At 35.3% G+C, this 15,480-nt stretch carries 13 protein-coding genes and 1 other RNA gene; 12 read left to right on the top strand and 2 right to left on the bottom strand.

Going from position 1 to position 15,480, the window contains the following annotated elements; all coding sequences use genetic code 11:
- Positions 1 to 72 precede the first annotated feature (72 nt).
- From ACNDLV_RS06770 to ACNDLV_RS06745, 6 genes are all read left to right on the top strand, one after another.
- On the top strand, positions 73 to 2,883 hold the full coding sequence (locus ACNDLV_RS06770) for a helicase C-terminal domain-containing protein (RefSeq protein ID WP_006586767.1): 2,811 nt from the start codon (positions 73 to 75) through the stop codon (positions 2,881 to 2,883).
- Positions 2,867 to 3,358: a hypothetical protein gene (locus ACNDLV_RS06765; protein WP_006587327.1), complete on the top strand. Its 492-nt coding sequence runs from the start codon at positions 2,867 to 2,869 to the stop codon at positions 3,356 to 3,358. The genes ACNDLV_RS06770 and ACNDLV_RS06765 overlap by 17 nt, the downstream gene beginning before the upstream one ends.
- 77 nt (positions 3,359 to 3,435) lie before the next feature.
- Positions 3,436 to 4,734, top strand: a complete 1,299-nt coding sequence (gene asnS / locus ACNDLV_RS06760; RefSeq protein ID WP_006586765.1) for an asparagine--tRNA ligase — start codon at positions 3,436 to 3,438, stop codon at positions 4,732 to 4,734.
- 67 nt (positions 4,735 to 4,801) lie between these two features.
- The gene (locus ACNDLV_RS06755) at positions 4,802 to 5,437 is read left to right on the top strand and encodes a DnaD domain protein (protein ID WP_006586764.1); all 636 of its coding nucleotides are present in this window, start codon (positions 4,802 to 4,804) and stop codon (positions 5,435 to 5,437) included.
- Positions 5,437 to 6,090: an endonuclease III gene (nth, locus tag ACNDLV_RS06750; RefSeq protein ID WP_006587326.1), complete on the top strand. Its 654-nt coding sequence runs from the start codon at positions 5,437 to 5,439 to the stop codon at positions 6,088 to 6,090. Before ACNDLV_RS06755 ends, nth begins: the two co-directional genes overlap by 1 nt.
- Before the next feature lie 13 nt (positions 6,091 to 6,103).
- Positions 6,104 to 6,913 carry an AAC(3) family N-acetyltransferase gene (locus ACNDLV_RS06745; protein ID WP_006586762.1) on the top strand — a complete coding sequence of 270 codons (810 nt, stop codon included), beginning with the start codon at positions 6,104 to 6,106 and terminating at the stop codon, positions 6,911 to 6,913.
- A gap of 195 nt (positions 6,914 to 7,108) precedes the next feature.
- Here ACNDLV_RS06745 and ACNDLV_RS06740 read toward each other — a convergent pair whose 3' ends face one another.
- Entirely contained in the window at positions 7,109 to 9,445 is a 2,337-nt protein-coding gene (locus ACNDLV_RS06740) for a transglycosylase domain-containing protein (RefSeq protein ID WP_006586761.1), read from the bottom strand.
- The gene (gene recU, locus ACNDLV_RS06735) at positions 9,446 to 10,066 is read right to left on the bottom strand and encodes a Holliday junction resolvase RecU (RefSeq protein ID WP_006586760.1); all 621 of its coding nucleotides are present in this window, start codon (positions 10,064 to 10,066) and stop codon (positions 9,446 to 9,448) included. It abuts the gene before it with no gap.
- A gap of 163 nt (positions 10,067 to 10,229) precedes the next feature.
- Between recU and ACNDLV_RS06730 the strand changes: the two genes are divergently transcribed.
- The 6 genes from ACNDLV_RS06730 to coaBC all read left to right on the top strand — a co-directional run bounded on the left by ACNDLV_RS06730 (position 10,230) and on the right by coaBC (position 15,362).
- Positions 10,230 to 10,796 carry an SLOG family protein gene (locus ACNDLV_RS06730; RefSeq protein WP_006586759.1) on the top strand — a complete coding sequence of 189 codons (567 nt, stop codon included), beginning with the start codon at positions 10,230 to 10,232 and terminating at the stop codon, positions 10,794 to 10,796.
- A 99-nt stretch (positions 10,797 to 10,895) separates the two neighbouring features.
- Complete coding sequence (locus tag ACNDLV_RS06725) at positions 10,896 to 11,321, top strand: cell division regulator GpsB (RefSeq protein ID WP_006586758.1); 426 nt, start codon at positions 10,896 to 10,898, stop codon at positions 11,319 to 11,321.
- A gap of 27 nt (positions 11,322 to 11,348) precedes the next feature.
- An RNA gene (gene rnpB, locus ACNDLV_RS06720) (RNase P RNA component class B) lies at positions 11,349 to 11,720 on the top strand.
- Between the two features lie 72 nt (positions 11,721 to 11,792).
- Positions 11,793 to 12,920 carry a THUMP domain-containing class I SAM-dependent RNA methyltransferase gene (locus tag ACNDLV_RS06715; protein ID WP_006586757.1) on the top strand — a complete coding sequence of 376 codons (1,128 nt, stop codon included), beginning with the start codon at positions 11,793 to 11,795 and terminating at the stop codon, positions 12,918 to 12,920.
- A 19-nt stretch (positions 12,921 to 12,939) separates the two neighbouring features.
- Positions 12,940 to 14,184, top strand: coding sequence for a metallophosphoesterase (locus ACNDLV_RS06710; RefSeq protein WP_006586756.1), 1,245 nt, complete (start codon positions 12,940 to 12,942; stop codon positions 14,182 to 14,184).
- Positions 14,172 to 15,362: a bifunctional phosphopantothenoylcysteine decarboxylase/phosphopantothenate--cysteine ligase CoaBC gene (gene coaBC / locus ACNDLV_RS06705; protein WP_006587325.1), complete on the top strand. Its 1,191-nt coding sequence runs from the start codon at positions 14,172 to 14,174 to the stop codon at positions 15,360 to 15,362. The genes ACNDLV_RS06710 and coaBC overlap by 13 nt, the downstream gene beginning before the upstream one ends.
- Positions 15,363 to 15,480 lie beyond the last annotated feature (118 nt).

Raw genomic sequence — 15,480 nt, 5'->3', positions numbered from 1 at the left:
GAATTAAAAGCGATAAATGGTAATATAAATAAGTAGATTTTTGATCAAATTTAATGAAAGGAGTCGATCAGGGTGAGTCAGGCACTTTCTGATCAGGTTTTTGCTGTTGTTGATTTAGAAACGACAGGAACAAGACGTGGCCAAGATCGTATTATTCAATTTGGCTGTGCGATTATCAAAAACCGACAAATAATTAAGACTTATTCTTTCTTGATTAACCCTAAAGCTGATATTCCACAAGCAGTCCAAAATCTAACTGGTATTAAACCAGCTGATGTTGTTAATCAGCCAGTGTTTAAAAATTTTGCGACTCAGATTGAAGATATTTTGCAAGACACAGTTTTTGTAGCGCATAATATCAACTTTGACTTACCATTTTTAAATGCGGAATTAGCAGCTAATGGTTTTCCCAAGTTACGTAATCGGGCAATTGACACGGTTGAATTATCCAAAATTGCCTTTCCAACTTTGCCATCATATCGTTTGAGTGATTTAACCCATTCTCTTAATTTAAAACATACCAATCCACATCAAGCTGATTCTGATGCCTATGCAACAGCTAGTTTATTATTGAAAATTCTTGATAAGTTAGAAAGCTTACCACAATCAACCTTAAATACTCTAACTAGTTTAAGTAAGGGATTATTGCGCGATACACAGTTTATTTTTAAAGAAATCAGTGAATTTACAAGGCAAGAAAAAAGGCCACTTTCTAAAAAATACTTACAAATTCACTCATTAGTGTTAAAAAAGCAAGAACATTTACTACATTCTGAAACAGCAAAAAAAGCGATTTTTCCTAAAACTGATGAAGAAAAAAAGCGTTTATTTAAGGGAAAAATAGAATTTCGGCCAGCTCAAGTTAATTTAATTAATAAGTTGCATGCATTCTTTAATAACGAGCGTAAGGCAATTTTGGTTGAAGCACCAAGTGGGACAGGGAAATCATTTAGTTATCTCTTTAGCTGTTTTTATAATCTATATCGCGGGCAAAAATTAGTAATTGCTACGCCAACTATGATTTTGCAAAACCAACTAATTGAAAAAGACTTGCCCCTTGCTTTGCAAGTCTCTGGATTAGATTTAAGTAGTCAAGTGGTCAAGGCTTCTAGACATTATCTTGATTTGGATGGGTTTGAACAAAGCCTAAAACAGAAAACTGACAATCAAGAAACTTTAATTTTGAAAATGAAAATCTTGATTTGGTTAACTGAAACTTCGACAGGTGATTTAGATGAATTGCATACAACGAACTTTGCTGCACCATATTTTGCACAAGTTCAGCATCCAGGTGATGCTCGTGTAGGAACAGTTTTTGCACCATATGATTTTTGGAATCTAGCCCGCTATCGTCAAGAACAAGCTGATATTTTAATAACAAATCAAGCCTATTTAGCGAACCATTATCAAGATTCAATTTGGGGACAAAATCCTTATTTGATTGTTGATGAAGCTCATCGCTTTAGTGACATTGTGATGAATTCTCGTAACAACAGTCTACAATTTGAATCTTTTTGGGGGATGCTTAGCCATTTAAGGAATATTATCTTATTTGGTGAAGACAATATTGCTCAAGATTACAAAAATAGTCCGGTTATTACCGATCTTGCAACTAAAGCAGATGGAGTAATTGGGGATGTTGTTCATGCAATAAATGATTTGCAAGTTTATTTATATGACAAAAAAGACAATGCTATTGCTAGGAAAATCCTTCCTAATGGACATTTACAAGTAGCAGTTGAGTCAGAAGCATTTACTGATTTAGATAAGTTTCTTCAGTTATTGACTAATTTGCAAAATAAAATTGAGGAAATTCGGACAATTGTTAATCGATTGTTAGGAGTTTTATATCAAATTAGTGACAGTTTTTTACCAAGAGAAGAAGCAAGGTTAAATGAATTATCGGAGCAGGTTGATTTGCTTGATTATTATTCTGAACAAGCTTATTTATTAAGTGATTTGCTCAATGATCATGAGCAGTTTAGTAATTGTGGATTGGTACTTGATGTAACTAATCCAGCAGATTCGCTAGCTACTAACTTAAACTGGATGCTACTAGATTCCAAGTTTGAACTTGAAAAAATTTATTCTGGTTTCAAAAAAATAGTCTTTATTTCAGCAACCTTGTCCAATAATGGTGACTTTTCATTTAGTAAGAAAAATCTAAGTTTAACTAAAGTAGATTGTGCTGAAGTTTATAGTAACTATAATTTTAAGTTAGAAAAGCAAGTATTAGCCTTATCTTTAACTGATCCAGCTGCTCCATCATATCCATCAGATGAATCATATGGCGATTTTGTGGCACCGCTTTTACTTAATTCTATTAGGAAGCAAGATAAAGTATTAGTCTTATTTACTAATCTCGAAGCAATCTCTGATGTGTATTCAGCAATTGTTACACGACCAGAATTTAAAGATTTTGAGCTATTAGCTCAAGGTGTGACTGGTTCTAACGAAAAGATTGTCAAGCGATTTAATGTAGCTAAAAGGGCCATTATTTTAGGAGCTAATAGTTTTTGGGAAGGTGTTGATTTCGGTCAGACAAAAGTCAACTTAGTAATTGCTACTAAGTTGCCATTTGAATCTCCAGATCAAATTGAAGTGAAATTAAGACAGACTAACTTGGCTAGACAGGGAATAGATGTTTTTAATGAAGATAGTTTACCAAGGGCTATTTTACGACTTAAACAAGGGATGGGGCGGCTTATTAGAAGTCCCAAAGATAGCGGCATTTTTGCCTTGCTTGATCAAAGAATCTGGACCAGTAATTATGGACCGGAATTTTTAAAGAGTTTGCCAGTTCAACTGGTGCAAGTAAATTTAGATGAACTAGAAGAAAATATCAGAAAAGGATACGATAAGGATAATGTATCTGGGAAATAGAATTTGGAAATATGTTTTTGCGGCAGTAGCTGCAGTAGTAGTTTTGATAATTGCTTTTTATACTGTTTTGGGATTAGCAGCACATGGCCAAGCAGCAGGAAAAGTTCAGGCTGCCAACCGGGCAGTAAAATATACTGCAATAAAAAAGGTAACAGCTTATTATCATTTAAATCGGGGTGTTAATTCTTATGCTGTTAAAGGACAAACTGCTAAAGGCAAGACTGCTTATTATATTTACCTAACTAAACAAAAAAAGGGCCACTATCTCTTAGCTAAAAAAGGCTATAGTGCAAGTCAAGTAACTAAAAAATTTAGTAAGCAGCATTCTGATACCAAGGCTAATGGTCTTAATTTGGGATGGTATAATAATGAAGCTGTTTGGGAAATTGCATACCGCAAGTATAATGGTAAATATGGATATGCAATTTATTCATTTAGAACAGGAAAAGAATTATCATTTATAGATAACGTATAATATTGTTAATAATATAGATAAATCATTAAAGCTTTGGTATGATTTATTTAGTACAATTCTAAGGTGGGGTTAATTTTATGACAGATTTAATTTCAATTAAACAAGCGCCTGAATATGTTGGCAAGGAAGTCAAGATGCATGTTTGGCTTACTGATAAACGTTCAAGCGGTAAGATTATGTTCTTGCAATTACGTGATGGTACAGCCTTTTTCCAAGGTGTTCTTTTAAAAAAGGACGTTAGTGAAGAAAAATTTGATTTAGCTAAGTCATTGCGTCAGGAAGCAAGTTTTTATATTACTGGTGTGATTAATGAAGATGAACGTTCACACTTTGGTTATGAAATCAAGATTAGTGACCTTGAATTAGTATCAAATACTGAAGATTACCCAATTGGTAACAAGGAACATGGTATTGATTTCTTACTTGACCACCGTCATTTATGGTTAAGAAGCCGTCGTCCTTTTGCTATTATGCAAATCCGTAACGAAATGATTAACGCTACCTACGACTTCTTCAAAAAAGAAGGCTTTATCAAGTTTGATGCACCTATTTTGATGAATTCAGCTCCAGAAGGAACAACTGAATTATTCCATATCGAATACTTTGATAATGATGCTTATCTTTCACAGTCTGGACAATTATATGCTGAAGTAGGTGCTGAAGCATTTGGTAAAGTATTTACTTTTGGTCCGACATTTAGAGCTGAAAAGTCTAAGACTCGTCGTCACTTGACTGAATTCTGGATGATTGAACCTGAAATGGCTTGGACACACCAAGATGAATCCTTAGATGTTCAAGAAAGATACATTTCATACCTTGTTAAGCGTGTAATCGAAAATTGCGAATATGAACTTAATATTTTGGGACGTGATGTTGAAAAACTTCGTCCAGCAGCTGAAGGTAACTACACTCGTCTTAAGTACGATGATGCAGTAAAGATGTTACAAGATGCTGGTCGTGACTTTAAGTGGGGCGATGACTTTGGTGCACCTGATGAAGCTTACATTTCAGAACAATTTGATCGTCCAGTCTTTATTATGAATTATCCAACTTCAATTAAGCCATTCTACATGAAGAAGGACCCAGAAAATCCTAAGGAATACTTATGTGCTGATATGCTTGCTCCTGAAGGTTATGGTGAAATCGTGGGTGGTAGTGAACGTGAAGAAAACTTTGACGTCCTCAAGGCTCAAATTGAAGAAGCAGGTTTAAACCTTGATAATTATGAATGGTACCTTGACTTACGTAGATATGGTAGTGTTCCACACTCAGGATTTGGTTTAGGATTCGAAAGAGCAATTACTTGGATTTGTCACTTGGATCACTTACGTGAAGCAATTCCATTCCCAAGAATGATTAACAGAATGGAACCTTAATATTATCACTAAAAAAGTTGAACTATTTAGTTCAACTTTTTTTAGCTAGTTATGAAAGTAGGATGTAATGAAGTCATTTTTTAATTATCGATCCTTTGGCTTTACAACTTTGACTAATGCCTTGCTAGCATCATATTCAAAATTAGGTTTATCAGATAGTGCCTTTTTAGTTATTGTTCAGCTAGAGGGCTTTGCTCAAGCCAAAAATTATTTACCTAATGAGAATGAAATTGCGGCTCGTACAAATATGACTGCCGGAACAGTTTCGACTATTTTGCAAAATTTGCTTGAAAATGGTTATCTTGAACTAGTTCAAAATCGAGACAAGCAAGGTCTGATTAATAATGAATATAGCCTAGAACCACTTTATATAAAATTAGACCAGTATTTACAAGATCACTATGTTGAAACTAAAGCCAATATAAATAAACAAGAAATTAACACTTCTACTAATCCAGTTAATGAATTGGCTCGTCAATTTGAAATTGAATTTGGAAGATTGTTGAGTCCAATTGAACGTGAAGAAATCTCGGCTTGGTTAACTGTTGACCATTATGATCCGGAAGTCATTAAATTAGCTCTTAGAGAAGCTATTTTAAGTCAAGTATATAATTTTAAATATGTTGATCGAATATTATTAAATTGGCAAAAGATGGGATTAAAAACCCCTAGTGATGTAACTACATATTTGGGAGATAGATGATGACTACTGCAAAAAATAAACAAGTTAGTCACGATGAACAACTATTAAATGACGAAGAAGCTTTGAAAGTTTTAAATCGAATTTTAGCAATGTATCCAGATGCTAAGGGCGAATTAAATTGGGATAATGTTTTCCATTTAGTTTGTGCGGTGGCTATTAGTGCGCAAACAACTGACAAAATGGTAAATCGTGTAACTCCAAAACTATTTAGTGATTATCCCACACCTGCAGATATGGCCCAGGCGGATATTAAAGACTTAGAAGCTGATATTAGCAAAATTGGCCTCTTTCGTTCAAAAGCAAAGCATTTAAAAGAAATGGCGCAAATCTTGGTTGAGAATTTTGATGGGGAAGTCCCTAAGGACAAGAAGTTGTTAATGACTCTACCAGGAGTAGGAGAGAAAACAGCTAATGTTGTTTTAGCAGAGGCGTATGGTGTACCTGCAATTGCAGTGGATACACATGTTGCAAGGATATCTAAAAAATTCAAGATCGTCCCTGAAAATGCTAAGCCACATGAAATTGAAAAAAGGTTAGAAGAAATTTTGCCTAAAGAGCAATGGATAAAAACTCATCATGCAATGATTTTCTTTGGTAGATATACAATGCCAGCACGGGCGAAAGATCCTAATCCTTATAATTATTTGAAATAGTAAAAGGTAAGATATGACTGAAAAAATTATTGATACTGTTACCAGTATGCAGGATATAAAAAATTTGCTTATACCACACGTAGCAAAAACTGATAGCTGCATTGTGCATACATCTTTAAGTGCTTTTGGATATATTCCAGGTGGTGAACGAATAATTGTTGAGGCACTGAAGGATATATTTTCTGAAGGAAATATTGTGATGGCTGCCCAAACTGCAGATTTAAGTGATCCTGCTGAATGGGGAGAACCACCAGCTACAGAACAAGCACAAATGATAATTAAGGAAAATATGCTACCATTTGATAAGAAGGAAACGCCAATTCATTATATTGGCAAAACACCGGAGTACTTTAGAACTAGTGATGGTGTTAAGAGAACTAATCATCCTTTATATTCGATGTGTGCTTGGGGCAGGGATGCAGACCATATTTGTCGCAATCGCAAATACGACATGCCATTTGATTGGGATAGTCCGCTCGGTGATTTGTACAAGCTAGATGCCAAAGTAATCATGCTGGGTACAGATTTTGAAAGTTGCACTGCTTTGCATTTGGCAGATTCTACGATTGATCGTCCATTGTTAGAAGAAACTGCTCCTGTTAAGAACGAAAAAGGCGAGAGTGAATGGATAACTTTTAAAAATGTAGATGAGCTTGATAAATATGATGACTTCAATGAATTTGGCACTTATTTTGAAGAACATTATCCAGAAGCAATCGTTAAAATCCAAATTTATAAAGGTTTTGTGCGAATTATTCAAATGCGCCAATTAGTTGACAGCGCACAAATTTATTATCGAAAAAAAGATTTACAAAATAAATAATAGTATAAACCTCGAATTTCTGACACGAACTTCGGGTTTTTTTATGTCTAAATTATCAAAACAGGATAAAATTAATATCTATTATAACTATAACGTTGAAAGAATGAAGACAAGACAAAACAAAAAGGATTAACTCCGATTCAATATCGGAATTAATCCTTAGTGTATTTTACTATGTATGAATAATATCAATATTTAATTATTGCCACCGTTATTTTGTCCTTGGCCAGCAGTATTGTTATTATTCGTTTGATTATTAGTAGTTGTACCTTGATTATTATTAGGGTTACCACCACTACTTGCTTGACTACTACTTGAATTAGAAGTTGAGCCATCTTCACGTCCTTGACTAGATGAAGAACTGGATGATGAACTACTACTGCTTCTATTTGTAACTACTTCATTATCTTTTGAAGAACTAGATGATGAAGTTGACGAAGAACTTTCATCTGAATCATCGTTTGAGCCATCTGGAGTATGACCACGTAAGAATAACTCAGAGGTTGAATTACTTTTTGAAGAAGTAACTTCAAGTGGGTCAGAACCTTTAACAATCCGCTTTCGAACAACATTACTTGGTTTAGTCCAATTGCTGTTTTCTTTATCACTCATTAAGTATTTCATCATATACTTATAGAGATATTGTGAAGCATATTGTCCTTGTCCGGTAATAGTACCATCACTCAAATTGTCGTAACCAGTCCAAACCCCAATTGAGTATTTCTTAGTGTAACCAACAAACCAGGCATCTTTAGGGGTGCTTGCATATGAAGGATATTTTACCAGTTCATCATCGGAGTACTTAACAGTACCAGTCTTACCAGCTTCATAAAGTCCAGTTCTAGCATTTGTCCCAGAGCCTTCAGTTAATACACCTTTAAGCATATCAGTAATCATGTAGGCTGTTGACTTCTTCATAACGCGAGTTCCAGTTGATGAGTATGAATGAACTACGCCATCAGCTGTTTCAATTTGAGAGACAAATTGTGGCTTGTAATATACTCCTTCATTAGCAAAGGCTGCATATGCACCAGCCATTTGTAGTGATGATGCGTTTGCCCCAATCGCTACTGAAAGACCTTGATTTGACCCAACAGAAATGTTCATCTTTCTTGCAAATAATGAAGCTTTCTTCATACCAACCTTAGCTAAAGTCTTAACAGCTGGAACATTTCTTGATTGTTCTAGGGCATACCGCATTGTCATTTTACCCATATATTTGTTATCCCAGTCATAAAGTTGAATGTTAGTTCCAGGATATACATACTTAGTATCTTCAAGGTAGTGGGCGGTAGACCAGTTAAGGTATTCAATTGCTGGAGCATAGTCTAAAACGGGTTTAATTGAAGAACCAGTTGATCGACCAGTTTGAACAGCCCGGTCTAGCCCTAGTTGAACTGATGGTAAATTGCGTCCACCAATTATGGCTACTACATGACCATTGCTTGGATTAATAATGGTTGCACCTACTTGCATTTTACTTGATGAAAATGGAATTGTTGAACCATTAGCTAGTTCATAAAGTTTATTTTGAGCATCTTGATCAATATTTAAGGTAATCTTCAAATTGTCATTATAAGGATCGTAGCCCTTGGATTTAACTTCAGTAATTGCTTCCTTAATATATGGATCATCAATTTTTCTAATCGATGATTCTGAACTAGTTTGTTGCGTTTTAAGGCCTTGGGTAATTGATTCAGCCTTAGCAGCTTTTAGTTGTGCTTTGGTGATTTTGCCATTAGCATACATTGCATTTAAAACAATATCACGACGATATTTAGCAGCTTTTGGATAGGTATAAGGATCGTAAGCAACAGGGGCATTAGGCATACCAGCAATTAAGGCTGTTTGTGCTAGGTCGAGGTCTTTTAAAGACTTGCCATAGTAATAATCAGCAGCTGTTCCCATGCCATATACACCATAGTTCATGTATACCTTATTAATGTAGTATTCCAAAATCTGATTCTTGGTATAATCGTGTTCAACCTTGATTGCTAGCCAAGCTTCTTGTGCTTTTCGTTTCAAAGTTCTTTGTGAAGCAGCAGTGGAGAAAACAGTTAACTTAACTAATTGCTGAGTAATACTTGAACCACCAGCTGCGATACCACTTGATTTTGCGTTGGAAACGATTGAACCCAAGATTCTGATTGGATCAATTCCTAAATTTTCTTGATAAAATCTTTTATCTTCTACAGATACTACTGCATCTTTCAAAGTTTGAGGAATATCAGAATTCTTAACATAGGTTCTTTTTTCTGAACCTAATGAAAGAAGAAATTTACCATCACTAGTATAGAAACTACTTGAACCACCGCTTTGTAGTTGATCTTGACTAATTGATGGAGCGTCTTTGGCGTAATAGGCAAATAAACCGACGCCAGAAACGAGTATCAGCAAAACAACAATTGAAAACCACTTAAGAATTTGTAGCCAGAGGCGTCTCTTAGGTTTGCTATTATCATGATGTAAGTTAGCCATTCGAGAATTCTTAGGTGCAGTATTGTTTGCTGAACGATGATTATTCTCTGCCATTTAGCTTTTGCTCCTATCTGCAATAAATTTATCTACGGCTTCCAAATAAGGGAGAGTAGGGCGAAAGCCTGATTGGATTTCGTATGAAACAGTTTCTATCTCTTGTAAAGTGATACTACTTTTGTCGGGATCTTTATATGCGTTGATTACAAAACTAGCTGGAACAATAAAATACCGTCCCAAACTTGAAAAACGGATAATTGTAAAACAAATACCATTTTGTTTAAGACAACGTGAAAGATGAATTATTTGGTGGTCATGAAAATTCTTTAAAGGAAAAGAGCGATGATTTTTCGTCTCTTTTGCTTCAAAATCTAAATAGTAACCCTTGTAAACTCCATTATAATCAGTAGTGGAAGCTTGTCTAAAATAAGCTTCGCGGATTACTGCTTTAGAGCGTTTAGGATAATCTACTTTAACAATTTGGATAGGGGTAGGCTTTTTATGAACTACACAAAGATTCTTTTCAAGATAATATTTATTGGATTCATTGATTTGTTCTTCTAAAGTCATCCCTCGATCAGAGAAACTGATTTCTTTTTTGGCTCTCTTTGTCTGCTTCGGTCGGTGGAAGTCCTGACCATTAAGTCGAGCAGAAGAGCCGGAAGGATATTTTACCAACTTTTCTTCACTCCCTGAATATGATTATAGCAAAAATAGTAAAAAGATACGCATAAAGTGGGATTTAATATAGTTAAATAACTATTTATCTATAAAATAAACGCTTTTCAATAGCCCAAAATTATCAAAGTGAGATATATTATTTTTAGAAAGGTGAGTTGATATGAAACGTGTTTGGATAACTGGTTATCGAAGTTATGAGCTTGGAGTATTCAATCAAAAAGATCCCAAAATCAAAGTTATTAAATATTGTTTAAAAAATCATCTACGGTCTTTGCTTGAAAATGGTGAACTTGATTGGGTTATTTCAGGTGCACAACTTGGTGTTGAACAATGGGCCTTGGAAGCAACGATTGAATTGCAGAAAGATTATCCAGTTAATGTCTCAATGATGGTTCCATATCAAGAATTTTCCAATCGCTGGAATGAAGATAATCAAAATCATTTTCTATCATTAAAAGAGCAGGTCGATTTTTTTGGATCAACCTCCAATTCTCCTTATCAAAGTCCTGTTCAATTGCGAAATTATCAAAATTTTATGGTTCAACATACAGATAGTGCCATCATGATTTATGATCCAGAGCATCCTGGTAAGTCGAAGTATGATTTTGAATTAATTCAGAAATACCAACAAAAGCGAGATTACGACTTGGATTTAATTGATTTTTATTCATTAGAAGATGCAGCTAATGAATATGCCGAAGCCCATAGACCTGATTATTTCAATTAAAAAAACTAAATATTAAAAATACGCTAAGCAAGTCAGGATAAATTTTTCTATTTTTGTTTTTTTTGCTAAAATAAAACAAGATAAAGGAGTTGTCAGAAAATGGCAGATTTAAAAGATATTAAACTTTCATCGCAAGATATTCTTAAAAAGCAGTTTGCTCATAAGATGAAAGGTTACGATCAAGAAGAAGTTGATAAATTCTTAGATCAAATTATTTCTGATTATGAAACTTACAATAGTATTATTGAAGATTTGTATGGTAAGATTGGCAAGCTTCAAAGAGAATTGCTTGAAAGTCAACGGACAGCTAAAGAGGGAGCTGAAGTAGCAACTCAAACTGTAGCACCTGCTCCAGCTGATGATGTTAAAACTTATACCCCTTCAGGCTTTAAGGCTAGTCCAGTCCAAAATCAAGTCCCAACTAATGAAATTAGTACCAACATGGAGCTTATTCAACGTGTTTCTACATTAGAACGTAAAGTATATAATTTAGAACAACGCGTATTTGGTATGCAAAATCAATAAGCTTTTGGTATAATAAAATTCGATGCAAATTTTGAGCAATCGCGGTTAACTTTGGTTAGCTGAGGAAAGTCCACGCCCGCACAAGCTGCGATGCTTGTAGTGATCGTATTCAGCCCAATAAGCTGGAGGATAATATGTTAGATATTATTATGGCGGAAAAAACGCTAAGGCCTTTTGGCTATGTGTGAATATCCTTGAAAGTGCCACAGTGACGTAGCAAGCTGGGAAACTAGCTTGGTGGAACGAGGTAAACCCTGCGAGCGGGCAACCCAAATTTGGTAGGGGCGTCTTCGTCTAAGAAATTGAACTAAAGGCGAGATCATGGCGACATGAAGATAGATGGTTGCTGAAAGTAATAGTGTGGCTAACTATTACTGGAACAGAACGTGGCTTATAGAAGTTTGCAAAGCTAGTTGAGTCTTTAGGGACTCAACTTTTTTTATTGGAAAAATTAAGAATTAGAAAGATACTATGACAGAAAAATATACTCTCTATGCAACAATGGGTGCTGGTTTTGAAAGCACTGTAAGTAAAGAATTACAAAAATTAGGTTATCAGACACGCAATGAAAATGGTCGGGTCTTTTTTGAAGGTGGACAAGAGGATATTGTTAAAACTAACCTTTGGTTGAGAAGTGCAGACCGTGTAAAAATTTTACTTAAAGAATTTAAAGCAGTTAGTTTTGAGCAGCTTTATGATGAAGTTTATGACTATGATTGGGCGCTTCTTTTGCCAGTTGATGCAGCTTTTCCTGTTCAAGGCCGGGCTGTAAGAAGTAAGTTACATTCAGAACCTGATGTTCAATCAATTGTAAAAAAGGCTATCGTTGACAAGATGGTGAAGCAGTATCATCGTCGTGGCTTTTTACCAGAAACAGGAAATGCCTTCCCGCTTGATATTCATATTTATAAAGATGTTGCCCGCTTGTCGCTTGATACAACAGGGGCAAGTTTATTTAAGAGGGGCTACCGTGTTGAACATGGTGGAGCGCCTTTAAAAGAAACTTTTGCAGCAGGATTACTAGAATTAACCCCATTTAATGGTACACACCCCTTAGTTGATCCAATGTGTGGTTCTGGTACTTTGCCAATTGAGGCAGCCTTGCTTGCCAAAAATATTGCCCCTGGAATGAAGCGTGAGTTTAGTTTTGATGGCTTTGATTGGTTTGATAAGAAGTTGCACCAAGCTGGCGTAGAGCAAGCTCAAGCACAAATTAAACCGCTAGAAAGTACAATCTGGGCTAGTGATATTGATCAAAGTGTTTTGGAGTATGCTAAGTTAAATGCTCATAATGCAGGGGTTTTGCAAGATATTAAATTTAAACAAGTTGCAGTCAAGGACTTTAAGACTGACCTTGAAAACGGTATTATTATTTCGAACCCTCCATATGGTAAGAGACTAAAAGATCGAGATGGAGCTCACAAGTTATATGAAGAAATGGGGCAAGTCTTGGGAAGCTATAAAGACTTTAGCCAGTATTATTTAACTAGTGATCCTGATTTTGAAAAATATTTTGGTCAAAAAGCTACTAAAAAACGTAAGTTGTTTAACGGTAACTTACGAGTAGATTTCTACCAGTTCTGGGCAAATAAACGATAAGAATGAAGTGTGATGGGAAATGCTAAAGAATCTTCTGACGCAAAAAGAAAATCCTAAAATCTGGGTAATTAGTGATACACATTTGATAGCTAATGAACTTCATGATAAGGGCTGGGCTTTTCAAAAAATGCAAAATACCAGTGTAGGTAAAGACTTACATTATCAGCAAAAGGCCTTGCTTGCTTTTACTAGAAAGGTTCTAAAAGAAAAACCAGATGTCGTGGTCGTAACTGGTGATATTACATTTAATGGTGAGCGTCTTTCAATGCAGCGCTTTGCGGAAATCTTTGCGCCTTTAAGGCGGCATGGAATTAAATTGCTAGTCTTGCCTGGAAATCATGATATTTATGATGGTTGGGCACGTAAATTTAAAGATGATGTTCAATATCGGACAGACCAAGTTAGTCCGCAGGATTTTAAGGAAATTTTTTATGATAGTAGTTATCGCTATGCGGCTAGGGAAGATGGTAGTTCTTTAGCATATAGTGTTAATTTGAGTCCGAATTATCGATTGATTTTAGCAGATTCTAATATTTATCCGATGGAGTATTCATTAACCCATCCTCATACGCATGGTCGAATTGATGATGAAGAATTAGCCTTTATTGAAGGGCAAATCATTGAAGCAGAATCTAATCATCAACATGTGTTGTTTTTCATGCACCATAACTTATATCGGCACAATGCAGTTATTTATCACAATTTTGTTTTAGATAATGCTAGTCAGGTAAAAAGGCTATTTAATAAATACAATGTGCAGGCGGTCTTTTCTGGCCACATTCATGCGCAAAGTATCAAAAAGGCTCCAGATTGTTCAGCTTATGAAGTAGTTACATCTTGCTTTAGTTCAACAGATCAAGGCTATGGAGAAATCAGCTTGAATGATAAGCAATTATGTTATAAGAGATACAGCTTTAATATGGACGATTATTTGGCTCCAGCTGAAAAGCATGGTCATTTAAATAATTATCGGCAATATCTATGGGATTTGTTCGAGCAAAACAATCGCTACCATTTACGGTATTTGGATAATATGGAATTGGCTGATGAAGAAAAAGCAAAAATAGCTAGATTCTTAGGAGATATGCACTGGGATTATTTTGTCGGTAAAGGTGGAATGAGTAAGGAACAGATTATCAATTCTGAGGAATACCGACGTTCTATCGAGGTAAGACCTAAATTAAAGGGCTATATTGATTCATTGATTGTTGATAGTGATAATTGGAATTTAAAGATAAATTGGAAGAATAAATGGCTAGAATAGCAGTTTACTTAACAGGTGGTATTGCAACATATAAAGCAGTATCAGTCGTAAGAAATTTACAAAAGCTTGGACATCAAGTTCGAGTGGTAATGACAAAAAATGCAGAAAAATTTGTAAGTAGCCAAACATTAGCAGCCTTAACTAAAGAAGAAGTGCTTGATGATTTGTGGGGAAAAGAGAATGAAGCCAAAATACCTCATATTGAATTGGCTGATTGGAGTGAATTAGCACTCGTTGTGCCTGCGACAGCTGATTTTTTGGCTAAGATGGCTTGGGGGCTAGCTGATGACGCAGCTAGTACGACTATTTTAGCAAGTAACTGTCCTAAAATTGTGGTCCCAGCTATGAATAGTCATATGTTGGCTAATCCGGCGGTAAAGCGTAATCTAACGCAACTTAAAGCTGATGGTGTGGTAATTTTAGAGCCTAAGGTGGGGATGCTCGCTGAAGGCTATCAGGGCAGAGGAAGAATGCCAGAACCAGATGAAATTACCAAGTTTGTTTGTGATAGCTTGTCTACCCCAAACACCTTGCAAGGTAAACGAGTAATCGTCACAGCAGGGGGAACAAGAGAAGCTGTTGATCCAGTCCGCTACTTGGGAAATCGTTCTAGTGGTAAGATGGGCATTGCAATTGCAGACGAATTTGCCAAAGCAGGTGCACAAGTTGACTTGGTTGTTGGAAATATTGATATAGCTGTTCCCAATAATGAATTAATAAAAATCCACCAAGTAAGTTCAACTGAAGATATGCTGAATCAAGTAGAGCAGCTATTTGATGCGTGTGATTGTTTGGTAATGGCAGCCGCTCCAGCTGACTATAAGATTAAAAATAATTTCAATCAAAAAATTAAGAAAAAACCAGGTCAAACAAACTTAATACTTGAGCTGACGCAAACTCCAGATATTTTAAAAACAATGGGGAAGAAGAAAGACCGACAAATTGTTGTAGGTTTTGCGGCTGAAACAGAGAATTTATTAGTTAATGCGCAAACAAAGCTAGAGCGTAAACATGTTGATATGATTGTAGCTAATGATGTAAGTACTGGTGTTTTTGGAAGTGATAAAAATCAAGTATATATCTTACAAAAGGGCCTTGAACCAGTTAGTTGGCCAGAAATGACCAAAAAAGAAATTGCTAAAAGATTAGTAAGCTTAATTAGTGAAAAGATGAAATAACGTAATTAGTAAAAATAATATGAACCCTGAAATTCAGATATGAATTTCAGGGTTTTTATTTAAAAAAATATAATAAAAATAACAATATATTAATAGCTGCAAAAAAACGCATTCATTC

This window comes from Lactobacillus fornicalis, from assembly GCF_055362665.1.
Note: the sequence above shows the minus strand (reverse complement) of the source record. Positions and strands in the feature narration are given on the sequence as shown.